Annotated in this window: 15 protein-coding genes and 3 pseudogenes; 14 read left to right on the top strand and 4 right to left on the bottom strand. The window is 58.0% G+C overall.

Translation table 11 applies throughout. The annotated features are described in order from the left end of the window. Positions 1 to 6: 6 nt before the first annotated feature. A complete protein-coding gene (locus tag IVB18_RS42590; protein WP_247986090.1) occupies positions 7 to 273 on the top strand; it encodes a hypothetical protein in 267 nt (88 codons plus the stop codon). Positions 274 to 441: 168 nt separating this feature from the next. On the opposite strand, the gene IVB18_RS42585 is transcribed toward IVB18_RS42590, so the two are convergent. From IVB18_RS42585 to IVB18_RS42570, 4 genes and pseudogenes are all read right to left on the bottom strand, one after another. After that, a complete protein-coding gene (locus IVB18_RS42585) occupies positions 442 to 618 on the bottom strand; it encodes a hypothetical protein (protein WP_247986089.1) in 177 nt (58 codons plus the stop codon). Between the two features lie 259 nt (positions 619 to 877). After that, positions 878 to 1941, bottom strand: a pseudogene (locus tag IVB18_RS42580) (IS630 family transposase). A gap of 632 nt (positions 1942 to 2573) precedes the next feature. Then, the gene (locus tag IVB18_RS42575; protein WP_247986088.1) at positions 2574 to 2909 is read right to left on the bottom strand and encodes an Mpo1-like protein; all 336 of its coding nucleotides are present in this window, start codon (positions 2907 to 2909) and stop codon (positions 2574 to 2576) included. A 1081-nt stretch (positions 2910 to 3990) separates the two neighbouring features. Further along, positions 3991 to 4272, bottom strand: coding sequence for a helix-turn-helix transcriptional regulator (locus IVB18_RS42570; RefSeq protein WP_247986087.1), 282 nt, complete (start codon positions 4270 to 4272; stop codon positions 3991 to 3993). A 100-nt stretch (positions 4273 to 4372) separates the two neighbouring features. Here IVB18_RS42570 and IVB18_RS42565 point away from each other — a divergent pair. The 13 genes and pseudogenes from IVB18_RS42565 to IVB18_RS42505 all read left to right on the top strand — a co-directional run. After that, a pseudogene (locus IVB18_RS42565) lies at positions 4373 to 4528 on the top strand (DUF2285 domain-containing protein); the annotation flags it as partial. Positions 4529 to 4546: 18 nt separating this feature from the next. After that, positions 4547 to 4702 (top strand): annotated as a pseudogene (locus IVB18_RS42560) (IS3 family transposase); the annotation flags it as partial. 1000 nt (positions 4703 to 5702) lie between these two features. Further along, on the top strand, positions 5703 to 7046 hold the full coding sequence (locus IVB18_RS42555) for an NtaA/DmoA family FMN-dependent monooxygenase (protein WP_247986086.1): 1344 nt from the start codon (positions 5703 to 5705) through the stop codon (positions 7044 to 7046). Positions 7047 to 7080: 34 nt separating this feature from the next. Beyond that, positions 7081 to 8778, top strand: a complete 1698-nt coding sequence (locus IVB18_RS42550) for an ABC transporter substrate-binding protein (protein WP_247986085.1) — start codon at positions 7081 to 7083, stop codon at positions 8776 to 8778. Further along, on the top strand, positions 8778 to 9740 hold the full coding sequence (locus IVB18_RS42545; protein WP_247986084.1) for an ABC transporter permease: 963 nt from the start codon (positions 8778 to 8780) through the stop codon (positions 9738 to 9740). Before IVB18_RS42550 ends, IVB18_RS42545 begins: the two co-directional genes overlap by 1 nt. Beyond that, on the top strand, positions 9737 to 10600 hold the full coding sequence (locus IVB18_RS42540; protein WP_247986083.1) for an ABC transporter permease: 864 nt from the start codon (positions 9737 to 9739) through the stop codon (positions 10598 to 10600). The genes IVB18_RS42545 and IVB18_RS42540 overlap by 4 nt, the downstream gene beginning before the upstream one ends. A 1-nt stretch (position 10601) precedes the next feature. Then, positions 10602 to 12311, top strand: a complete 1710-nt coding sequence (locus tag IVB18_RS42535; RefSeq protein WP_247986082.1) for an ABC transporter ATP-binding protein — start codon at positions 10602 to 10604, stop codon at positions 12309 to 12311. 426 nt (positions 12312 to 12737) lie between these two features. Beyond that, positions 12738 to 13013, top strand: a complete 276-nt coding sequence (locus tag IVB18_RS42530) for a hypothetical protein (RefSeq protein WP_247986081.1) — start codon at positions 12738 to 12740, stop codon at positions 13011 to 13013. A gap of 278 nt (positions 13014 to 13291) precedes the next feature. Beyond that, positions 13292 to 14602, top strand: coding sequence for an MATE family efflux transporter (locus IVB18_RS42525; protein WP_346732592.1), 1311 nt, complete (start codon positions 13292 to 13294; stop codon positions 14600 to 14602). A gap of 218 nt (positions 14603 to 14820) precedes the next feature. Beyond that, positions 14821 to 16617, top strand: a complete 1797-nt coding sequence (locus IVB18_RS42520) for an IS1634 family transposase (protein WP_247983193.1) — start codon at positions 14821 to 14823, stop codon at positions 16615 to 16617. A gap of 1159 nt (positions 16618 to 17776) precedes the next feature. Further along, positions 17777 to 19264, top strand: coding sequence for a pentapeptide repeat-containing protein (locus IVB18_RS42515; RefSeq protein ID WP_247986079.1), 1488 nt, complete (start codon positions 17777 to 17779; stop codon positions 19262 to 19264). A gap of 208 nt (positions 19265 to 19472) precedes the next feature. After that, positions 19473 to 20351 (top strand): pantoate--beta-alanine ligase, encoded by an 879-nt coding sequence (locus IVB18_RS42510; protein WP_247991866.1) that lies wholly within the window; start codon positions 19473 to 19475, stop codon positions 20349 to 20351. 1925 nt (positions 20352 to 22276) lie between these two features. Next, positions 22277 to 23188 (top strand): TauD/TfdA family dioxygenase, encoded by a 912-nt coding sequence (locus IVB18_RS42505; protein WP_247986078.1) that lies wholly within the window; start codon positions 22277 to 22279, stop codon positions 23186 to 23188. The last annotated feature ends 1061 nt before the right edge of the window (positions 23189 to 24249 follow it).

Raw genomic sequence — 24249 nt, 5'->3', positions numbered from 1 at the left:
CGCCTTGTGCTCGCCTTTCACCTTTGTGACGGCTGGGCCGATCTCGCGTGGTTCGGCCAGACGGGAAGCGACCAAGGGCGTGACATCATCGGCACACGTCCGTTCGACGACCAACCGGACGAGCGCACCGTAATTCAGTGCGTCAATCGTGGCAGCCTGACCCAAGCAAAGGCGGAGAAGGATATGGCCGCGGCGGTGAACGCGGTGACCGGCAAACCTGACGGCCTTCAAGTTCGTATGCCGCGGCAGTGTCTCGGCCCAACGTCGCGATGAGGTTCGATCGGCCGCCGTGAAACTGGGCGTCCCTAACGTGGTGATATGGTCCGGCGCGGAGTTCGAGGAGCATCTCCGGCTTCGGGCCGAATTTCTGCTGCGGCGCCTCGTCGACGGAGTTCCGTTCCCAGACAGTGAAGTCGAGCTGCGCAATTTCGTCGATACGTTTCAGGACGTTGATGACGGGCAGGCCCTGCAATGTTCGCCCGGGCATTCGATCGCCCAGCGTTTCGGACGCCATTTCAGCAGGAGAGCAATCTCCACGCGTTCCAACAGGCCATCGACGACACTATCAGAGTGCTCAGCATAGGCATTTGGCAAACGCGAGAATGTGTCGAAATCCACCGACTTCCCTCGTTACACCATATCCGCGATGCGGGTATCCGCAGCGCTCTGGAGCTGACGGTCCGTAAACTGGATCAGCTTCGCCGCCGATTAAAAGAGCTGCTGTCCCGGAGAAATCAGGCTCTGCGGCTGCGGCAATCCCACTTGCCCGACCTTCGTGCTTACCGACGCTGCGGCTCGCGAGATGGACCTAGCGCGCGATCGCTTGCTGCTTTCCGACGACCGTTTCCTTCCTTCAATGTCGTCCTAGTACCCGGAATCAGAGCTGAGTGATACGGCGGCCTTTGAAATGGCGTTGACGGACCTTTTTCTTGGTCCAGACGAAGGGCTCGGCTTTGTCGTTGTACGCGTTGACGTAGGCATCGATGTGTTCCTGAAGCTGCTTGAGGCTTGTGAAGGAGGTGCCGCTAAGCGACTGCCCCTGCAAGATCGAAAACCATACCTCGACCTGATTGAGCCAGGGACGTACTTGTCGGCGTGAAATGAAATTGCACGTTGGGGTGGGCCTTGAGCCAGGGCTCGTTCTTCTTGTGGGTGTTGAGGTTGTCGAGGATGACGTGAAGCTTTCGGCCCGGAAAGGCCGCGGTGACGCTGTTCATGAAGTCGAGAAACTCGACGCGGCGACGCCGTTTTGAATGAGCCGCGATGATCTTTCCAGTGGCGACCTCGAGCGCCGCAAACAGTGTTGTTGTGCCATGCCGCTTGTAATCGTGGCTCTGGCCGGTCAAGGCGCGGCCATTGGGCAACTTCAGATAGCTCTGCGCTCGCTCCAAAGCCTGGATCGAGGGCTTCTCGTCCACGCACAGTACAATGGCCTTCGCGGGCGGGGCGACGTAGAGGCCAACAACATCGGCAGCTTTGGCCGTAAAGTTCGGGTCGTTGCTCTCGCACCAGGACTTGCGAGCCGCGAGGTCAATCTTGTGGCTGCGCAGGAACCGCCAGACATATTGGTTGTCAACATCGCCCAGCGCCTCGGCCAGCAGAGGGCCGGTCCAGCGCGCAGACCCTTGCGGGGGCGGCTTATCCAGCAGCTTCAGAATCCGCTTGTCGGTGACCTTCGTATAAATCGGCTGCTTGCCAGCCGCGGCTTGTCTTGCAGCCTTCAAGGCCTTGGTCGGCATAGCGATGCCGCCAAAGGCTGACAATCCGCGGCTGGACCCCAACTTCCTTGGCTATCAAGCGGGTGCTGCGCCCGTCCGCCGCCAACAGAACGATCCGCGCCCGCTTGAAATCGCGCTGCAACGTCACCGGCGAGCGACAACACGCCTCAAGCACCTTGCGATCTTTCCGCGAAAGGTGGACTTCTCTTGCTTCGGGGATCATCCATATCTTGAATCACGACTCACGATCCAAGAAAAGTGGGTACTAGCGCCCCTAAACGTTGATGTGGTGCCACACCCATTTTGCGAGCAGTGGAGCTTGCGGAGCGTGAAGCGAATTGCCAACTCAACAGGATATCAGGCTAGAACGCGGCCCGGTTTGGAAGTGGTCAAGGGCCATTCGTGCGCGGCGCCTTGGGGTCAATTCCAGCAAAAATCGGACAGCGCGGCCGAATCTTCCTCGGTACCTCCATCGCTTAACGCCAACCTGTTCGACGAAACCGGCGAAGGCTATACGCTCCTCTGGTCGCGGCCACGCAAGACCGGCGAGAAGCCTCGCTCCGCTAACGCCCCTCCCGATCTCATCGGGCGGGGCGGCTCTTGAGGCGTTTCCATGACAGCAATCCATAATGTGTAAGCGGTCAAGACTGATAGTGAGTTTCACATATCGCTCTCCATGAGACTGCAAGGAGAAGGATATCCGGATCTTTTCACCCCTGATTTCGAATGGACCTTGGACTGGGTGCGGGTAGCCCACAAGCTGATCGAGACCTTCGCACCGACCTCAGTTCTCGCTCACAAGCTCTCGGAGGTCCTATCGATTGAACCCTTGCTGCGGGAACAAGAAAGCATGGTTTACCGGGAAGATACCTGGCGAGGCTTCCCGACGAGGATGCCGAGATCGTGCCGAAATCCGAGCGCGACAACCAACTTCGCTGCGACGAACATCGGTCCGACCAACAGATCGGCAGGATTGTCGATCATCGCGGGCCGCCGGCGCTCGAACACCAAGTGATCAATGGTCAGCAATGCAGCGCCGGTGACCATCAGGATGGCAGTAAGCGACCACATCCCGGCGGTCGTAAAATGGTTTAGGATCACGTCCGCAACCTCAAGCAATGCGATCGCCGCGCCAAGAATAGCAAAACCAAGCGCGAAGTCGAGCACGAGCCAAAAGATCAGCGCCGGCACGAGTGCGCTGGTTGCCACGCGGATATTGATCCCGAATACTGTGAGGACCACAGGCTAAGAGGAAGAAGGGTAGCCAGGAACAAGAACAGGGTGCGAAAGACGTGCATCGCGCAATTCCAGGGGGCGCGATGATACTCCGGCGTGGTCCGCAAGCCAGCGCCGGAAAATAGGAGTTCATGCGATGCTTGCCTCGTCCATCGTGTCGGCAGGCACGGCACAATTACCATCTACCAAGCGCATATGCTGGCGCCCCCGTCGAACACATACCGGTGCTTAACCGGGAGAGCCTCGCGTCAAATCTCCCAAAAACAGCATGTGTTAGATTCGTGTACCTGATTCCTCAACTAAGCCGAACCTGTTTGACGGCGAAGGACACGCACTCGTTCTGTCGTGGCGTGCAAGGTCGGTGAGTACGCCTCGTGCGTGACCCCCGCTCGATCTACTCAGGAGGAGCGTTCTTGAAGCCGACAGCAAGGCCCGCAGCTCAGTTTCTCTTGTTTCGATCGGCGCGGCAGGACGACTAGAACTCGTCCGATTGGAGAACGCAGCCGTCGGACTGCCAGCAAAGGCGTCATGACGGACCGTCGGCAAGCCTGCAATTAGCACAAATTGAGGAGCTTGGCGGTAATCCAGGGGCGAACACGCCCGCGTCCCGCCCTACGGCAATTCAAAGTCTGGCATTGGCGCACCTGCGGCTGCGCCGGGTGGCACGGCGAGCGCGGCCTTGTACGGTAGAGCGCCGGCAATTCCGCCATAAGTTGCCTCAGCCATCGGTGGGCGGCGGAATGATGGGGCGATGACGATTGCTGCCGTTGGGAGGTCCTGAAAACCAGATTGTCCGTTGGCTACCCTGGCGATGCCCGGATCCCAACTGAGCCCACGCGAACCGCCTTGCCTAGCGTTGCTTGCGAGCGCGAACAGATTCACACAGTGGGATTGCGTCGACACTCCAACCCGCTGATGTATTGTTGCCGGAGGCCTATGCGAATCTCTCCTGCGTGAAGCCTTTGCGCTTCCGCAGCTTTCGAAATTCCCGTCCAGCAAATTACAATATTTTCAGCGAACTCACGCGAGCAGAGCGCTATTTCTTCTTGTGATGTGGACGAGCCGGCTTGCGACCTTTGCGCAATGTCTTATGGGACGTTGCTCCTTTGGGCGGTTGGAGAAAGAACTCAGATAGATGGACGCCAAGCGATTTACCGATCCGATCGAGCAGATCGATTGTTGGATTCGCATCTTGCCTCTCAACAGCGCCCATATATGAGCGGTCAATGTCCGCATCGTAAGCCAATTGCTCCTGCGGAATACCGAGATCCACGCGGATTCGCCGCACATTCCAGGCCACAAGCGCACGAGATTTCATGCGCCAAAGCAGCCATTCTGCAGGCCATCAAACCACTGGCTATAACCGGTCTATTGTCTCAAGTTTCGCAAAAGATAGCGAACTCGCCGCGTGAGCTTACATGAAAGAGCCGGCGTTAGACCCAGATGTCGGGCACGCGGCGCCGAATGAGTTGGTGCTGACTTCCTATGACGAACAGCATCTGTTGACGTATTGGCGACTGCTCGATGCGCAGGCCGACGGCGCCAACTGGGAAGAAGTCGCCCGGATCGTATTGCTTCTCGCTCTGCAGCCCCGGTTCACCTTCCGCGGCAGCAACGTCGTGGCGATCCTGGAAAGCGCCTGCAAGGAAGTGGGATTCCCGGCGACGATCCGCGTCGACCAGGGCAGTGAGGTCGTGTCGCGCGATTTTGCCCTTGACCTGTGGGTCTGGCAGCGCGGCGTCACGCTGGCTTTCATGGGTGGTCAGCGCACTCGGCTATGAGGCTGTGGGCATCACGCGCTCTCTGGCCTGCACGGAGCATGTCGGCACCTCTGGGCGGGCAAAAACGTGGCGACGTCAGACACCGCGGTGTGCAGGACCGAATAAAGATCCGGAACGCATTGCGAGCCACGAGGGTCCGATAGTGCTGCCAGTTCTCACACAATACATCGCAAAAAGAAGCGCATTCAATCGCATTATTTGATGTTGCCGTCGGATCCATACTGCCCACGCTTGCAACTATTCGCCAGCGTCAAAGTTCTGCTCCACACTGTCGACTCAAATGCACGTCTCACCATCAGAAGTTTGTGCATCGATCCTGCCGTTACGTTTCGAAGTAAGGATGCGAAAGAACGAAGGTCACAGCATCAGCGGAGTTCGCGCAACTTGACGGTGCGGCCAATGCGTTCAAATGAATCGAACAAGAGCTCGTCTTAGAAAAGGATACCAACTGGCGGCAGTAGATTGAAATACTCAACTATTGCGTTCAAGTGCTCGTCACAGCTACACGTTGTCCTATAACGAGCTACCTTTCGTTGGCTGCCGAATCCAAGGACACTGTTTGTTATGATGCAATTTGCGATGCAATTGGGAAGCACGGCCTTGCGCACGCAGTTGGTCATCGTCTTCTCGTGCGGCATGTGCGTCCCGCAGACTGTTGCTGCGGGCGCTTGAGTGGAAATCCGAATGGAGTGCGCCGCTGCAGAGCCAGATCAGCACCACAATCAGGTCTGGCTTCACTTGATGCCTGTCCGCCGTGCCAAGCGGCTGAGTATTGGCCAGCGCAATGCCCAAAGTCTTACCTTTGAGGTTATTGTCTCGAAACGTGGTCGCTCGCGGCCCTTCTTCGGGCGCACTCTGGCCAAGCCTCCGCCAGGGGCGAGGTCAGTAGCCGAACAGCGTGATCAACATCAATTTGTCATTGAAGGCGTTGCCGGCAGCTTCGAGGTCGCCGCATTTGGGAGTGTCTATGTCTTCCGTCATCCGCACGCTTCGTCTTGGCCTCAACCTTCACGGCGCGGGCGGTCACTCCGCAGCGTGGCGTTGGCCGGGTACCAACCCAAGCGCCTTCTTCGACATCGGCCATTACGTTCGTGCTGCGAAGATTGCCGAGCGCGGCCAGTTGGATGCGGTGTTTCTAGCGGATACCCCCGCGGTGCCCTTCGACATCACTCGGCAGCCGCCACTCAATGGGCTTGAGCCTACGCTTGTGCTTTCCGTAATCGCGCGCGAGACAACGCGCATCGGGCTGATCGCAACGGCGTCGACGACCTACAATGAGCCATACAATCTGGCGCGCCGTTTCCAGTCGCTCGATGTCATTAGTGGCGGCCGAGCCGCCTGGAATGCGGTTACGACATCCAGCCCAGCGACGGTAGCAAACTTTGGTGGTCGCCAGATCGGACGCGAAGAGCGCTACAAGCGCGCCGAGGAGTTCGTTGAAGCCGTCCGTGCTCTCTGGCTGAGCTGGGGGGATGAGACCATCATTGCTGATCAGGCATCTGGAGTTTACGCCAATAACGATCATTTCCGGCTGCTCAATCCCAGCAAGAATGCGTTCGCAATCCGAGGCCCGCTCACCCATCCCGGCTCGCGCCAAGGCTATCCCGTTATCGTTCAGGCTGGAGGTTCGGATCCTGGCGTGCGCCTCGCCGCGCGCAGCGCCGATGTCGTTTTTTCCGCAGCCGGCGACTTGACGACGGCTATCCGGGAATCCGAGCGCGTGCGTGCGCTCTCGCGACAATTTGGCCGCGTTGCAACTCCACTCATCCTTCCCGGTCTTGTCACCTTCATCGGCGACACGGAAGAAGAGGCACAGCGCCGAAAGAAGGAAATTGACGCGCTCCTTGATCTGAAGCGCGCCATGATCGCTCTCGCACGGGACATGGAAGTGCCGGTCGAGAAACTCAGTCTCGACCAGCCCATTCCCGAAAAACTCTTGCCCGACCCGCAGAATGTTCCGTTTTCGGTCGGTCATCACCGCACGATGGAAGCTCTGGCACGCGAAGGCCGCACGGTCCGCGAGATCATCGGCAGCGTTCAAGCCTTTGGTCATCGCCTGGTCGTGGGCGCACCCGAACAGATCGCCGATTCGATCGAGTCATGGTTCCGCGCTGGTGCAGTTGATGGCTTCAACATCATTCCAGACGTCCTGGAAGACGGCGCGGCGGCCTTTGTCGACCATGTCGTGCCGATTCTACAGAGCCGCGGGCTGTTCCGCACTGAATACCAGGGTGAGACGCTGCGCGAGCATCTTGGAATCCCTCATCACGGCGTTCCTGCGGAGAAGTTGGCGACTCCGTCGTCGGTGTGACGCACGGTTTGTCCATATTCACTGGAGTTTGAATATGTCTGTTATCGCACGCACGAGCATTGGGCGTCTCGCCATCCAACCGAACGGTCGAAAAAGGCAAAAGGCGACGGCTATGCTGTTCGCGCTCTCAAGCCTGTCGCAGATCGCGACTATGACGAGCGGCTATGCCCAAGACGCTTCAGCCGGCAGCTTGAAGCGAGGAGGCGTTATTCGTTATGGGCATTTTCAAGAGCCGCCATGCCTGTTCGGAGGATGGGTGCAGCAATGGTATCTTCAACGGCAGTATAGCGACAATTTGGTCGCTCGGAGTGAAGATGGAAACATTGTGCCCTGGCTGGCCACCTCGTGGACAATCTCCGGCGACAAAAAAGTATACACGTTTGAGATCAAGCCGGATGTGAAGTTTACCGACGGGACGCCCCTCGATGCACGAGCCGTTGCCGAGAACATCAACGGATGGCTCGGCAATGATCCGGATCGTCGCAACCCTACTGCCGCTCCTTACCTCGAAGACAGCTTTGAATCGGCGACAGCAGTTGCGCCGCTCACGTTGCGGATAACGCTGAAGACCCCGTTTCAGCCGCTGCTCAACGTTCTCGCACAGTCCTCCCAAGGCATCTTGTCACCAACTGCGCTCAAGCGCGGACTTGCTGTGAACTGCAACAGCCCGGTCGGATCAGGTCCGTTCATAGTTGAGAAGTGGAATCACGGGCGAAACGTTGTGTTCCGCCGCAACCCGAATTACAATTCGGCGCCGGTCAACGCAAAGCATCAGGGGCCGGCTTACGTTGATGGCATCGACTGGCGGTTTCTTTCGGATCAGACGGTTCGTTATGGCTCGCTGCTTACGGGCGAATCTGACGTCGTCTATGATATTCCGGCGGTTGCTTGGAAGGACGCCAATTCCCGCTTCACCGTCTTGCGACATATTACGGGCGGCACCCCTTTACGCTTGGCGTTGTATACGGCACGGCCCCCGTTTGACGATGTGCTCGTCCGGCAGGCTTTTGCACACTCTGCCGACCGAAGAGCCGCTGTTGAATTGTCCTTCCTGGGCGCTTTGCCATTCGAGGCCAATGGTGCGCTGAGTCAGAGTTCGCCGGAATATATCAGCGGGCTCGGGCGGTCCTATGCGTATGACGTTGGAAAGGCCAATCAGCTCCTGGATCAGGCGGGTTGGACTGAGCACAATAATGCCGGCATTCGCCTCAAGAATGGCAAGCCCCTTGTCGTGCGTATCTCCTATTCAAGTGCGTTTCTAAAGCCCGATGGCGAGCAGGCATTGCAGGTCATCCAGCAGCAGGCAAAAGCTGCCGGATTCGACGTGCGCCTTCAGCCGACAAATCAGGCGGATTTCTTTGCCGGGAAGAATCTTGGTCCGAACGACTACGAGGTTGTGCTCCTCTATTGGGTTGCACCCGGCGCAGAGATCTTCCGCATTTCTTGGAAGCCTGACCAGAACGGCGAGCGTAATCGCTTCAATCCGTCACGCTACCAGGATGAGGCGTTATGGGATGTCATCCGGAAAGCAGAACAGGAATTCAACGATGGCGGGCGGACTGCTCTCTATCAGCAGGCGGAACGCAAAATAGTAGAGAAAGCCGCCGTACTTGGCTTCACAGTGCTGGATGTCACCTTGGCGACCAGCCCAAAGTTGAAAGATGTCTGGCTGGACCGTGGGTCGGTCGGCGAACCGGTCTTTTATGACGCTCATTTCGCCGACAAGAAATGATGCCCGTCAATATCCCATCTCATAATTGGATAGGTTGGCTTGCGGGCCGGCTCGTGTCCGCTGCGTGCGTCGTGTGGCTTGCTGCGACTTTCACGTTCCTTGTTCAGTGCCTGCTGCCCGGCGATCGCGCCCAGATCATCATCAACATGACCAGTGGCAACGTTGGAGACGCCCCTCCCGGAGAGCTTGCGGCGGTCAACGCAAAATACGGCTTTGATCAGCCACTTGTTCTTCAATACGCGAGATACATCTGGGGTATCCTGCACGGAGATCTTGGCCAGTCGTACCAGCAGCATCGGCCCGTCGTTGACATCATCGCAGAACAGATTGGCCCTACGATTATTCTGGCGCTTGCGGCGCTGATTGCGGCATGGGTCATTTCCATCCTCACAACCGTGCTTATAGCCGGCAGAGACAACATATCGTCGACCTTGCTCAGCGGAATGCAGGTGTTCTTGGCAACTGTGCCGCCCTACTGGCTAGCTACAATTCTGCTCGTTGTCTTTGCGGTACAGCTTCGCATTTTCCCCGTCATCGGAGGGAATTCCCCGATCGGTCTCGTTCTTCCAACGACTGCGTTGGCGCTGGAATTGTCGGGATTCCTGGGGCAAATCGTTCGCAGCGAATTCACGCGTGTCCTCGAGCAGCCATTTGTCATCTCCTCTCGGGCGCGAGGTATGGGTGAGGTCGGCGTCAGGTTTCGCCATGTCCTGCGTCATGCAGCGTTGCCCGGTATTACTTTGTCAGGTTGGGCTATCGGAAAGCTTCTTTCCGGTGCGATCCTAATTGAGGCCGTTTTTGCGCGTCAAGGCCTTGGCGGAGTCCTTGTCGCTGCGACGTCCTCTCGAGACGTTCCAGTCGTCTCGGGGGCTATTTTGATTTCCGCCGGCCTGTTCGCCATCTCCAGCATGGTCGTCGATCTCACCTACCGGATCGTAGATCCAAGGATCAAAATGACATGAGCAGGGTCGGCGACTTGAGCGTGTCTTCGCAGCTAGGAGAGGCACCGCAGATCGTTCGTCATGCTCCTCTACGAGTTTACGTCGCTCTGATCATCACTGGAGTCTTTATAGTCGCGGCGACTGCGCCGGGTCTGCTGCAGACGCACGACCCGCTCGCTATTGATTTGACGGCACCATTGCAAGCTCCCTCGTTAGCGCACTGGTTCGGAACGGACCAATCGGGCCGGGATCTTTACTCCCGAATTGTGGAGGGAGCAGGCGAGTCTCTCACGATCGGTTTTGGCGCAACCGCGCTGAGCATCGCTATTGCGTTGGCTTTCGGCCTGGTCGCCGGACTTTTGGGCGGCGCGCTCGACAACGTTCTCAGCCGCCTTTTGGACGTACTGTTCGCACTTCCCACGCTTTTCCTCGCGCTTCTGTTGGTGAGCGTATTCGGACCGTCAGTGCTGACCGAGGTCATAGCGGTCGGAATCGGCACAGCACCGGGCTATGCTCGCATGATCAGAGGCCAGATCCTCTCGGTAAAAGGGGCGGCCTATGTGGAGGCTGCCAAGGCACTTGGTCATCCTTATTCGCGTATCCTGTGGAGGCATATCATTCCCAACGCGATGAGCCCGCTCACTGCGATGATGACGCTTGGTGTTGGGCAAGCCATCATCTGGGCCGCAGGTCTTGCGTTTCTCGGCCTCGGCGTTGCTCCCCCGGCGCCTGAATGGGGCGCGCTGCTGAATGCTGGGCGCAACTATGTGATCTATGCATGGTGGCTTGAGATCATGCCGGGCGTTGCCGTTGTGGTTTTTGCTCTCAGCCTGACCATCCTCGGACGCTATTTCCAGGACCTGTTAGAAGGAAAGATCTGAAATGCTCCACGTTCCCCCTCGGCAGGTCCCCCCGCAGGCGGACCTCCTTACTGTCGATTCGCTCTGTGTCTCATTCGGGCGGGATCTTCCTGAGGGAACAGCCGTGCGCGGTGTCTCTTTCTCTCTCCAGGCTGGCCGCTGCCTCGCAATCGTCGGCGGGTCCGGCTCCGGCAAGAGCGTGACCTCGCGCGCCATTGTCGGTCTTGCCGGCCGCCGGGCTCATGTCCATGCGCGTCAACTGAACTTCGCAGGCACCGATCTCATAGGTCTTGATGACCGCAGCTGGCAGCGCGTCCGTGGCAAGGAGATCGGGTTCGTTCTGCAAGATGCGCTCGTGGCGCTCGACCCGCTACGCCCGGTGGGCAAGGAGATCGGCGAAGCATTGTGTCTCCATCATGCGATTACCTCCCGTGAGGAGCTCGAAAGGCGCGTCATGGCACTCCTTGAGCTCGTCGGGCTCCCTGAAGCCGAGATTAAGGCCCGGCAACTGCCGCATCAGCTATCTGGTGGCCAGCGCCAACGCGCGCTCATCGCCGCCGCTCTGGCGCTAGATCCACGCATCCTGATCGCCGACGAGCCGACCACGGCTCTCGACGTCACCGTGCAGGCACAAGTGCTGGGACTACTGGAAGAGACCAAGGTTCGGGGCAAGGCGCTCATCTTGATCAGCCATGATCTGGCGGTGGTCTCCCGGATAGCCGACGAGGTCTTGGTCATGCATGAAGGCGAGGTCGTCGAGCGCGGATCGGCAGACCAGGTTTTCCAGGACCCGCAGCACGCCTATACGCGCCAGCTTCTGGATGCTGTGCCCTCTGCTCGCCCGCGCGGCCCTGGTCTGTCGTTATTGGCCGCTGCACGGCCGCCGCAGCCGCAGTCACACTCTCTGGAGCAATTACCATCGACATTCCCTCCCATCGTGCTCAGCGCGGCAAATCTTGTGAAGCGGTTCAAAGGGCCCGACGGCGTGCTGCGGACTGTCGTCGACGATGTCTCGTTTGAGCTGCGATCTGGCGAGACTCTGGGCGTCGTCGGCGAGTCCGGATCTGGCAAGTCGACGATGGCACGAATGGCGCTGGCGCTCGACCTGCCCGACGATGGGGCCGTTCTGTTTCAAGGACAGGCCTGGACCACGCTCACTGATCGCGAGCGCAGAGCGCGGCGCCGGGCAATCTCCGTCATTTACCAGGATCCCCTCAGTTCCTTTGATCCTCGCTGGACTGTGGGACGCATCATATCCGATAGCCTCACCAGTGACGTGTTGACCAGAGGCGAGCGCGATCAGCGCGTTATCCAGCTCCTTGATTTGGTCGGACTATCGCCAGCCTTCCTGAATCGCCGACCTCTCGAACTCTCGGGCGGTCAGCGCCAGCGCGTTGCGATCGCCCGCGCGATCGCTCCAAGGCCCGCCGTGATCGTCTGTGATGAACCGGTCTCCGCGCTCGACGTCTTAATCCAGGCACAAGTGCTGGTCCTCCTTGCCGATCTGAAGGCGCATCTTAACATGAGCTACATCTTCATTTCGCATGATCTCGGTGTGGTCCGCCATCTCAGCGACCGCGTCATGGTCATGCGGCAAGGGCGCGTCGTCGAGACCGGCACCAGGGACGAGATATTCGTCAATCCGCGTACCGACTACACCAAGCGCTTGATCGCCGCAGTCCCAAGTCTTGCGCGCGGCGGGGCCGTCAATCGTTCATTCAGACGCCTCTAAAGACGATCGCATAAGTGCGCTCATTCCCAATCCTGTGATGAAGGCCGTTTCGACGATCGGGCCAAGACCTTTGGCGATTGAAACGCGTAGAGGCCACATCCTCTTCAGCAAGCGAGGCCCTTGTCATTGCGTGCAGCGTTACTGCCATTCGAGTCGAGAGTTCAGTCTAGCCGATTTGCGGCGCTGGTGAGCTCGGAGGGGTTGTCATATCGGCGTCCGTCTATTGGGATTCCTGCGGTGCAGAAATTGCAGGATGTCTGCGGGCTTTGGGCTCGTCTTTGATGCCGACTGTGGGATTTGCGACATGTTGTCGGACGAGGACACGCCCGCTAAGGCAAAATAGCCCTACAAATCAAGCTATCGCAGTTGGCACGAGCCTTGAAAAGTAGCTGTCATCCAGCATGGCATGCTCAAGGAATCGTAGTGATGGCTCATAAGATCATAGCCTCTCAGTTCACGTATGCGTCGCGTGCGATTGCGACTCCCGAACGCCACTGTCCGACTCAGTGCGCGCTCGCGCACGCTTTCGCCAAGGTGATCGACCAAGCCTCGATTGCCGTCCACGCCCGCACCCATCGCGATGCCCCAGCCACCTGCCGCGTCTTCTTTGCGCTTAAAATGCGCCAAAAAGTCGATGCGCTGGCGGAGGCCCTGATCAAGCCGCGCATCAGCGGGCGAGTAGTCGCCAAACCCCAGGCTTAACGGTAAGCCCAGGCCGATGCGCGCCTCCTCTGTGAGGCGCAGCTGCCCAAGCGGGCCGATTCCGCATCGGCAGGCAATCGCGACTTCAGGGCGGCAAAGAGCATCATCTCGGCGGAACAAGAGTCGTTTGCGGCCGGGGCAAACCGAGTAGATAGATTTCCATGGACAAAATAGTCGAAGCAAAACCAGTATCAGTTTTGCGGCAGGGGGGCACGAGACGGGCGGCTGGCCGACACCTCACGATCGAGCTCAGCGAAACTGTGAAGCTCGCGTGGCCGATGGTGTTGACACAGCTTGCGCAGGTCGCGATGCTGACGACAGATCTTGCCTTTATCGGGCACATCGGGCCTGAGGCACTCGCCGCGGCCGCCCTGGCCGTCACGCTCTATCTCGTCAGCTTCACCTTTGGGGCGGGCCTGCTGGCGCCGATCGCACCTTTGGCGGCGCAGGCCTATGGGGCCGGGAATCTTGCTATGGTACAGCGCGCACTGCGCACGGGGCTGTGGGCGGCGCTGATGCTATCGTTCCCGATCATCGCGTTTGCGTTTCGCGGAGAGCAAATATTGCTCGCTTTCGGTCAGGCGCCAGACGCGGCGCGGCTCGCCCAGCAATATCTGTTCGGACTGGCCTTGGGCGTGTTGCCGGCGCTATGGCTTCAAGCCATCCGTAATTTCATGAGTGCGGTCAACCGGCCGGAGCCGATCTTGTGGATCACGCTGGCGGCAATCCCCCTCAACGCCCTGCTCGTGTATCTGCTGGTCTATGGGAAGTGCGGGCTGCCGCGGCTTGAGCTGTTCGGGGCGGCGCTTGCGAGCACGCTGGTGAACTGTGCGATGTTCCTGGCCGGTTTGTGGTTTGCCACAACGCGTCGTCCTTTCCGTAACTACCACGTGCTTGCAGATCTCTGGCAATTCGATTGGCCCTTCTTGCGACAGCTGATCGTGATCGGAACTCCGATCTCAATCGCCTCCCTGATGCAGTACGGAGTTTTGTCGGCTGCCGCGCTCCTAGCGGGCCTGATCAGCACCAGTGCACTCGCTGCTCATCAGATCGCGCTTCAGATCACCGTGATTACATCCATGATCGCTTTCGGCATCAGCATGGCGGCGGCCGTACGCGTTGGCCATGCGGTTGGCCGCAACGACGATCCCGGCATCAAGCGGGCAGGCCTGGTCGCGATGCTGCTCGGTACCCTCATCGCTGCCTTGCTGACAGTTGCGGTGATCGTCGCTCGTTTTGAGATCGCCGAGCTGTTTTTAGACAAATCGGCCGAAGATGCCGACGCAACGATCGGACTGACTGCAGAGCTCCTTGTGGTCGCCGCGAGCCTTTTTGTCACTGATGCCGCGCAGAGCATTGCGGCGGGAGGTCTCCGCGGACTGAAGGACACTCGGGTGCCACTTCTGTTCGTCGGCATTGCTTATTGGCTGATCGGCTTCTCACTTGGCTACGTGCTTGGTTTGAAGATCGGGCTTGGTGCGACTGGTGTCTGGATCGGCTTGTCAATCGGGACGACCATGTACGCGGGGCTCCTCGTCATGCGTTTCCATCGGCTGGCGAGCAGGCGTGCTCTCAGAGCGTTCACTTGATTGCGCAAAATCACAATTATCGGCGTGAGAATCAGGAATGCGAAGCGACTTAACCCGACTTCGCGGATTCGCGCTCGAAATCGCGGATTTTGAGATTTTTTGCTCGGCTAAGTGATTGATTTGCAAGGAGCGAGGTCGTCGGATTCGGCCGAAAATGGCTGTAGTGAAGACCTACCCGATTCCCAAGGGCGGGATGATGCGGATAGATTCTGCGCGTCATGTTCCTGCGACGCACCGAGCGAAAGAAGAACGGCAAGGCGCACCATTACTGGAACGTCGTCGAGAGCAAGCGGCTCGACGACGGACGCGTGGTACAGCGGCATGTGCTGTATCTCGGCGAGATCAACTCTTCGCAGGCGGCGGCCTGGCGCAAGGCGATCGAGGTGTTCGACGAGGATGCCGGCCGCCCGCGGACACTGGCGCTATTCCCGGAGGATCGATGCGATGCGGTCGCAGGCGATGCGTCTGTCGTTCAGCTTCGCCTGTCCGAGATGCAGCTTCGTCGCCCACGCCAATGGGGCGCGTGCTGGCTGGCCGGGCAGTTGTGGCAGGAACTTCAGCTTGATCGGTTCTGGGCCGATCGGTTGCCCCCGAGCCGCAAGAAGACGAGGTGGGATCAAATCCTGCAAGTGCTCGCGACCTATCGGCTGATCGCGCCGGGCAGCGAATGGCGGCTACATCGGCAATGGTTCGGCAACAGCGCGATGGCCGATCTCTTGGGGACTGACTTCGGCCTGGCTGAAGAGCACAAGCTCTATGCCTGCCATGACCTGTTGCTCGAGCATAAGGAGGCGCTGTTCTCGCATCTGGTCGGGCGTTGGCGCGATCTGTTCAACGCCGACTTCGACGTGCTGCTGTACGATCTGACCAGCACCTACTTCGAGGTCAACGCCTCGGACTTGCCGCAAGGCAGCAAGCGCCGCCACGGCTACAGCCGCGACAAGCGGCCGGACTGCCCGCAAGTCGTGATCGCGCTGGTGGTGACGCCGGACGGCTTGCCGCTGGCTTACGAGGTGCTGCCCGGCAACACCGCCGACAGCAAGACGCTGCGGATGTTCCTGGGCAAGATCGAACTGCAATATGGCAAGGCGCGGCGGGTCTGGGTGATGGATCGCGGCGTGCCGACCGAGGCGGTGCTGGCCGAGATGCGCAACAGCGATCCGCCGGTGCAGTATCTGGTGGGAACGCCGAAGGGACGCCTGAACCGGCTGGAGAAGCACCTGCTGCAAAAGCCATGGCAGGAGGCGCGGGAGGGCGTGAAGGTGAAGCTGTTGGCCGAGGACGGCGAGCTTTATGTCTTCGCGCAAAGCGCCGATCGGGTCACCAAGGAACGCGCGATGCGGCGGCGGCAGTTGAAGTGGCTGTGGAGGCGGCTCCGGCAAATCGACGCGATGGAGGTCACGCGCGAAGAGCTGCTGATGAAACTCGGCGGCGCGCGTTCGAAGGCGCCGGCCGCCTGGCGTCTGGTTGATATCGAGATCGACAAGGAGCGCCCGAGCTTCACCTTCGCGCTCAATCGCAAGAAGCTGCGAACGACACGGCGGCGCGAAGGCCGCTACCTGCTGCGCACCAATCTCAGCGACAACGATCCCGCCCAACTATGGCAATACTACACCCAGCTCGTCGCCGTCGAAGAGGCCTTCCGCAATCTCAAAGGCGACCTGGCGATCCGTCCGGTCTTCCATCAGGACGAGAAGCGGATCGAAGCCCACATCTTCATCGCCTTCCTGGCCTACTGCATGCAGATCACGCTGACCCGTCGCCTTCATGCGCTGGCGCCCGGGCTGACCGCGCGCAGCGCGCTCGAAAAGTTCGCCGCCGTCCAGATGATCGACGTCCATCTGCCGACCACCGACGGGCGCGAGATCCTGCTCACTCGCTATACCCACCCAGAACCCGAACTGCAGCTCCTGATCGACCGGCTGAAACTCCGCCTGCCACCGCAGCCGCCGCCCAGGATCACCACAGCCGCCGTCACCCAAGCCAACCGCCGTAGTGAAGACCTTTTGACATAAGCCTTTGATTTACAACGACCGGGTATCTTCAAAACCCGCCAATCCGCGAAGACGGGTTAAGGGTTCGCTTCGCCTTCATACCAAGGCAAGCCGTTCGATTCGGAAGAAGATGCTAAACCGCGCAGTCACCAGGAGTTGCGTGCCTTTCTAAGGCACATCGAGACTAATTTGCCGGCCCGCCTGACATCCATCTCGTCTGGCAACCACGCCACCCACAAGCATCCAAGATCAGGACTTGGCTCGCCCGACGTCCGCGCTGGCACATTCACTTCACACCAGCCTATGCTTCCTGCCTCGACCAGGTCGAACGCTTCTTCACGCTCATCACCCGTCACGTCCATCCGGCACCTCCGACGTCGTAAAAAAAGCGACAGCCTATCCGCGCCTACAATACAATTGCGCGCCCCTTCATGTGACTCCTGACCCGAACTCCGCCCCCAGAACCTCGCGCGACGTTGTCGGCGAATTTCCGGGACGGAACTGCGTCGCCGGGACGAAAACTGAGGAACGCAGGCGGCGAATTGTGGCTCAATAGTACGACATCTGGAGAATGCGCCAACGTGCATTGAAGGCAACGTCACTCGACGGTCATGGAGAGGGACATCGCACTTGTGGTCGAAGCGATAGAGAACAAGCAGGACCCGCCGTTACGAGCGTTGTGAATGATTGTCCGGTTTGTGACAGGACGCAAGTCCTTGTCAGTTACCAAAGCCCAGACGGCTTCCGCCGAGCGCTGTTTTTAGACAATAATTCAACGTCTATCAGGATAGATGAGGGACTGGCACAGACGTTGCTATTGAAGTGCATCGTGAGGCCAACTGTTAGAAGCACGAACTCGGGGGTAGCCGAAGTTGCGGCGTTTTTCGCTCGACTGTCGACAGACTGATTAAGTACCCAAGGGTGACGTCCTGGGAGATCAACTCCGTCTGCTGCAACTTGCTCAGGCTTTTCGTGCGTGTCGGTTCGTGATCGCACAATTCAAGAGGCCCGGTCAGGTAAGTTAGATCCTGATGAGGGATGATGCTTAAGTCGCAGAAAGAAATCCCAAAAGGCGCTCGCGGCAAACCTTGGCTACTTCAAACCGGCGGGCCATGCAAAAAGCGCCCGGCAAACGAGGCTGAGAAAGTGCGCTCTCATCGAGAATGGAAGAACGCCGGCAATGACGCAAGCTATCGACGCCACTAGCCATTTCAGCGTGCCTGAGGAGTTGGGAATCCGTGCAACGGCGATAAGCCAATCTTCGGCAGATGGCGACTTTGTTCGCTACTGGAGCCGAAACGGTGATCGGGCGTCTGCGTTGGCTGCGGTGGGAAGGCGAACCGAGGACGCGATCAAGAAGACCGGCATCGGCCTGCGGCTATCTTGCGAGAACTTCACCGGTCACGATCTATCCGGATTTCCGTTGCGGCGATGCATCCTCAATCGTGCACAACTTCACGGAGCGAAGCTGGATGGTGCAGATCTGTCCGAGGCCAACCTTGTTTGCCCGGGATTAGAGCGAGCAAGTTTCCGCGGAGCCAAGCTCGACTTTGCGTATATGCATGCTATTGCCGCGCAGGTCTGCAATTTCGATGATGCAAGTTTGCGCAATCTCATCGATGCAACCGGTAGCCTGTTCCACGGGTGCAGCATGCGAAGGACCCGTCTCGACAACGCAGTTCTAAGTGGCGTCCTCTTCTATCAATGTGACGCGAGCCAGGCTGTCTTTGATGGCGCCGAACTGCAAGGATCGGCCATCAATGAATGCTACCTGCCTTGCTCGTCCTTTCGTTTTGCCAAGTTAAACCAAGTTACGATGACGAAGGCGCATCTGACCGGCAGCTCGCTCTCGCAGTCAAGGGGTGAGTTTCTATCAATCGTGCGCCCCACTTCGATCGATAATCTTGTACTAGAAAATGCTCATCTTCCTTATCTCAGGCTTTCAAAGGCGAGCGGCCGCATTCTGGCCAAAGCGCTGAGCGCCCCCTTTGCGGATTTCAGCCTCTCGAATCTTGCGAAGGCGGAGCTTGAAGAGGCAGACCTATCGGAGGCGCGACTTCTGTCCGTAAACCTCGCCAATGCCAACCTCGTCGGCGCGGTGTTGAACGGAGTATCCGTTCGTTCTTGTCAGCTCGATGGAGCTGATCTATCTCGCGCATCAGGGGAAGCCATTTCGATCTTCGAGAGCACGATGCGATCCGCCCTATTGCGTGGCTTTCGTGCGCGCTGTGCGTTTATACGCGATTGCGATATCGATGATTCAGATTTTTCGCAGGCGTACCTATATCGCTCAATGATTACCGGTGATCCTCCGCAGTCCATGGCATTGAAGCGCGCAAATTTCGAGGGAGCCAACCTTGTTCAGTCATATATTGCGGCAGGAATGACTGGCAGCAACCTGGAAGCCGCCCGTACCGCATACGTTCGAATGAATCAATCCTCGCTCTGCAAGACTAACTTGAGTGGAATTGTGCCTTTCCAGGCAAGCTTTGTAAAAACCGACTTCTCGGACGCAATGATAACCACGTTTGAACCGCCGTTTTTTGCAGACAGATGTCCTGGGCTCAAGGATGCTTTGAAGGGCGTGGAAGATCAGAAATGCGAACCTTCAGAGTATCTGGCTGAATTCTTATCGCTAATGAGGCGCGGTCGAGAAGGATCGAGCTGATTGGGCTAAAGGACGCATGCCGATCTGGGGCAGCTGTCATCTCAGAGAAGGAAAATGAAGAAGCGGGATGCGTCCCCGCCTTGGCCGGACTCCAGGCGCTCATGAGCTCATTCGCCGCGCGGCACGATCTGGCGGGCGGCGCTCACAATGCGTCATGTCTGATCGGGCAGCAGGGCTACTGGGCGATCAACAAGACGGATCAGGAAATATGCATCTAGCGTCTCTTTCAGCTGGCAAGACCTTCATTACGGACGTAGCAAGAAGAGGTCAAACTATCGGCACAGTACACACTTTAGGTGCGTTGCATCTAGGGCACGCTGAGTTAATCAGAAGGGCCGCAGTCGAGAACGATGTGGCCATTGTCACAGTCTATCCGAACAAGATTCAGCTTAGGCCAGGTGCTGACTACGAGTTCAATTTGGAGGATGACATAGCGCTTGCGCTAGGGGCGGGCGCTTCTGCCGTGATTTCGACGAGCGACGCGGAGATGTTTCCGCCAGGATTTCGAACGTTTGTGTCTCAAGGGGAGTATCCGCTGCGTTTGAACGGGCCTCATGGGCTCCTAAAGGAAGCTGTCACCGGATGCATCCGCTGGATCTGTTTCGCGCGACCATTTCGTAGTTATTTCGGTTTGAAGGATATCGGACAGGCCCTGCTAGTGAAGCGAGCGGTCGCAGACCTGCTTCTTGATTGCGAGATACGATTTGTGCCGACGGTACGATACAAGAACGGGGTGCCTATTTCGTCGCGTTTGCGACACTTCAATCCTTCCGAGCTCGACGAGCTTTCGTCCCTCTTCATGGCGCTGAACCATTTGAGAAAAGAGGTCGCGAGGGGAGTGTCGTGCGCCCAAGATCTGATAGATTCGGCAAAACCACTGATCACGTTCCGACAGTTTGAATTGGAATCTCTTCGAATTGTTAGCGCGGACAGCTTCGAAGATCAGGAGCAGATCGAACTTCCCTTCATAATCAGTGGCGTTGCCCTTGGTCACGGCCTCAGAGTGTTTGATAATATCTTTGTGCCGGATCAAGATACACTTCTGAATGGTCCTGCAGATGTATGGATCGATTTGCCCGAAAGGTAGGATTCTGATGTCCATGCACAATCGCAAGCTTGGAGAGACCGGCTGCGGTTCGCGCATTGGCTCTGAATCAGGAAAGACTCTTTTAGGGAAACTCCTCGGGCCGAGTCGCAATGGGCCTTCAACATCTTCCGAAATCGATCCTTATCGTCCCGGAGTTGCTTCAAGAAATAGGAGCTCTCGTTTGAACGATTTGTTCAGACCCGGACGGGATCAGGCACAGGTGCTGCTGGACGGGTTCCTGCGGCGTGTTGGTATCTCAACCGTGATCCCGCTGCAGTCCGATGCTTGGAATGGGTCTGGGCTTTCGGTAGCCTGATGCGAGGTGAGGACAAACTAGGGGACATCGACGTCGCGCTCGAAACAACGTGGCGTCCAGAAGATTTGGCCGCTTATGCTGGAATGAACGGCAGTTCAAGGAGCTTCTGTCGTGCCGCGGCGAAGTCGCAGCCATCCTTGCCCTCATCTGGCCAGCAGAGACATGGATAACCAAGCGCACCATTTATGGAGCTCGGCGGCATCCGTTCCTCGCCGGCGTTCAAGTGATGCAGCGATCTTGCCGAGCAGCGTCCTGCCGCCTCAGCTTCGTGGTAACAAAAGATGAGGGTGAATCGCTTCCTTCATCGGACTCTGATCTATCTCCGCGGTGGTGGCGCGAGATGGAGACGTCGATTGCGCTCTTAAGCCGCTCGCTTTGTTGCCCATCTTGGCGCTTTTCGCTGCCCCTTTTCCTGAAAAATCGCGATGGCAAGAGGCTCAACATTGATTAAATCAAGACTTTTTGCCGACGCGGCGCAGATCGCGAACAGGTAAGCGGACCCATAATTCCACCGAAGGCGCCCGTAGGGCGGCTAAGTGAAGCTTGCACGTGGCGGCGCGCCAATCGACGACCGCGGCAAGCATTTGTAAGAGAAAAACTCCGGATAGGACGCTCATTGAGCCGAGACTGATTAGCTCTTCTTGGGGTGTGTTGCGCGCACGAGTCACTCGCCCAGGCATTGTCGTTGGCGGCTTGGCGGTGCTTGGCCACTCCCGATTTCTCGAGAGGAAACATGTGACGGCGCTCACCTTATCGTGACATTTATTGCAAGCGGATCCTCGCCAAGTCGCTATACGTTACTCCAATCCTTTTGATTTCGCGGCGATGATGATGTTCCACCTCAAAGCAAGTCCGACTTCAGGTTGCATCGCGACGTTCCTCGTGTTTGGGAAGCCCGTCGCGCAAAACGGGTGATATAGCCCGTGTTAAACCGAAGCGGGAACTGTTAAAGCGCACGGGTATCGATCTCTCGCTTCGCGAGCAGTCGGCACCTGCTCCATCTGTGACAGACGGGTGAAACAGCCGCACACATTGAAAATTCGATACGGCGAAAATCTTGCCTAACGTGGAAATTGCGCGTGAAGGTATCGACAATCGAAGGTATAGTAACTTTGATCGCACCGATTGGTTAAGACCACGAGCTATTCATTTTGTCCTGACCACCGCGATTGTACCTGTTGCGACGCGTGAGAAATCGTCTTCCTAAAAATAGCTCGGTGCCTGGGCTCGCCGACAAAATGAACATTTCTCATCGTCGAAAAGAAAGCTGGTTTCGTTTCATGGACTAGACATCGATTGACCGTATGATTGAGATGTAAGAGCGAGGGAATTCATCATGCTGCACGTCGATCCCGGCAGCGTTGCCGGCCTTTTCCGTCGTCTGATCGGAGCCGATGCAAGAGTGGCCCTGATCGTGACAGAGCGGGGCACATGATGATGATGGTGGTGCGTGCCGACGACCCGGCGTGGCTCGTTGTGGCGGATGCTGGAGCACATTGCGGCCGAGTAGGATCCGTCAACAAACCGATTTCCTTGGCCTCCCCCATTAGTCTCGCGACCAAATATCGCGCAGCTTTGTTTTAGGCATCACCATAGTGAGAGCATGATCATGAGCAACGTGACGACCATGGATAATGTCATTCCGCGATCGGACATCGTCAAGTCCGCGGCCCGGCTTGGTGCCGAGATCAAGAACATCAGGCTATCGGACGGATTGTCCGACGAGGTCATCTGCGCCATTAGCCAGTTGCTTCTCGAGCACAAAGTCATCTTCTTCCGTGATCAGGGACATCTCGATGATGCCGAACAGCAGCGCTTTGCCGTCCGCCTCGGCTCTCTGATCCCGCGTACCATAAAGGGAACATTGACCCCGGACATGGCGCCGGGCCGCGGCAGCGGTCGTGCCGACCGGATGCACATGGATCTCAGCTTCGGTGACTCATGTCCGAAAATCTCGGTACTGCGCGGCGTCGTGATCCCGCTTGATGGCGATGACATTATTTGGTCAAACACTGCGGCTGCATATCTTGATCTTCCCGAGCCGCTGCGAATGCTGGCCGACAACCTCTGGGCGGTGCACTGCAGCGCCTTTGATTGCACCGTGACCAGGCACGCCATCGAGATGGACGCGCAGCAATTCGATGATGTCTTCACCGGAACAATCTGCGAAACCGCGTGTCCGGTTGTCCGCGTCCATCCCGAGACGGGCGAGCGCTTGCTCGTGCTCGGACATTCTGTGCAAAACTTCGTTGGCCTAGAAAAATATGCCAGCCAGAAGCTGTTCGACCGGCTTCAATCCTACCTCACAGCGCGGGAAAATACCGTGAGCTGGAGCTGGAAGTCGGGCGACGTCGTAATCTGGGATAACCTGGCGACCGAGCGTCGCTCCCTCAAGGAATCCAGCGATCGAGATCGCGTGGTGAGCCGCATCGCCATCGATGGCGATGTGCCGCTCAGTATCGGTAGTCCTCGCAGCGTGGCGCGCACCAAGTCAAAGCCGCAGGCCGCCAAGGCTGCCTAGTTGGGCCCTATGAAGTGTGCGTCGCAAGACGGCATCCTGTCACTGGCAAAAAGCTACAGCGCCGATCTCGTCGATGCGAACTGCCGGCGCGGCATTCTGATTCCAGGGCATCCGTCGCCTCGATCCTGCTCCATCCTCGAAAACGACCTGGATCGCACCTGTTCGACGAGCATTCCGAACACCAACCCCTGCGCTAGGGCGACATCGATAACTAGGACTATTTCCACTGAAGCCAAAGAGTGCTGGATGCTCACCATCCCACCCACGAAGCCTTAACGAGCTCGGCTTGAACGGCATGGCCAACTCCTTCGAGGAACAGTGACGAATGTCTGATCTCAAAGCCTTGCCGTTCGAAGATCGCATCGACCCTGCTGGTCGACCGGAAAGCCGCGGAGCGCATAGTTTACCAAGCCCCCCGAAGTAGGGGCAATGTTGAAGACAAAGGATTCGTAATTAGAAATGAAGCAGACGTTTCGGAACAAAATGCGTCAGCGAATCGCTGCGCCGTGGCGAGCGTCTTCTCGTATTTGGGCCTCTTTCGACGTCGCCATTATCTCGCCACCTGCATAAAAACGGCCAAGTTCTCGTCGATTGTGACAGTTTGATCGCAAAATTCGTATCCATGTGCCCGTTTAACCCGATGAAAGCAGATCGTCCCGCAATGGACGTCTCGCGCCACCTGTTCGAAATTTCCATCGACCGCACTTTTGGCGCGCCCCCAATGGAGCCGCCGGGAAAGCAAGCTCAAGCAAGATTTCGGAGTGGCACAGCGCGGACGGAGCCGCTGATCAACGCCCTCATCAGAGGGCGAGGTCCGGCCTGGCTAATCCGCGTGTACATGCTGAACTTGGCTCGGGATCGTCCTTCTTGTTCGCTCAAATCCTGCCTTACGTCCGAAAGATCGCTGGATTACTGCGACCGTGGGTGGCTGATCGCAGGCTTTGTACCGCTTCTTCCGATTAGAGGAGGGGCAAGCACGGAGATTGCAAATGGAGCCGGCGATCGCCTGCAAATGTTTGGAATTGCGGCGTGTGCCTCGCTTAACAGGTCAATTCTCACCG

Origin of the sequence: Bradyrhizobium sp. 186 (assembly GCF_023101685.1) — a bacterium.
In the GTDB taxonomy this organism is placed as follows: Bacteria; Pseudomonadota; Alphaproteobacteria; order Rhizobiales; family Xanthobacteraceae; genus Bradyrhizobium.
The sequence above is the reverse complement of the archived record's forward strand: the minus strand, read 5'-3'. Positions and strand labels throughout refer to the sequence as shown.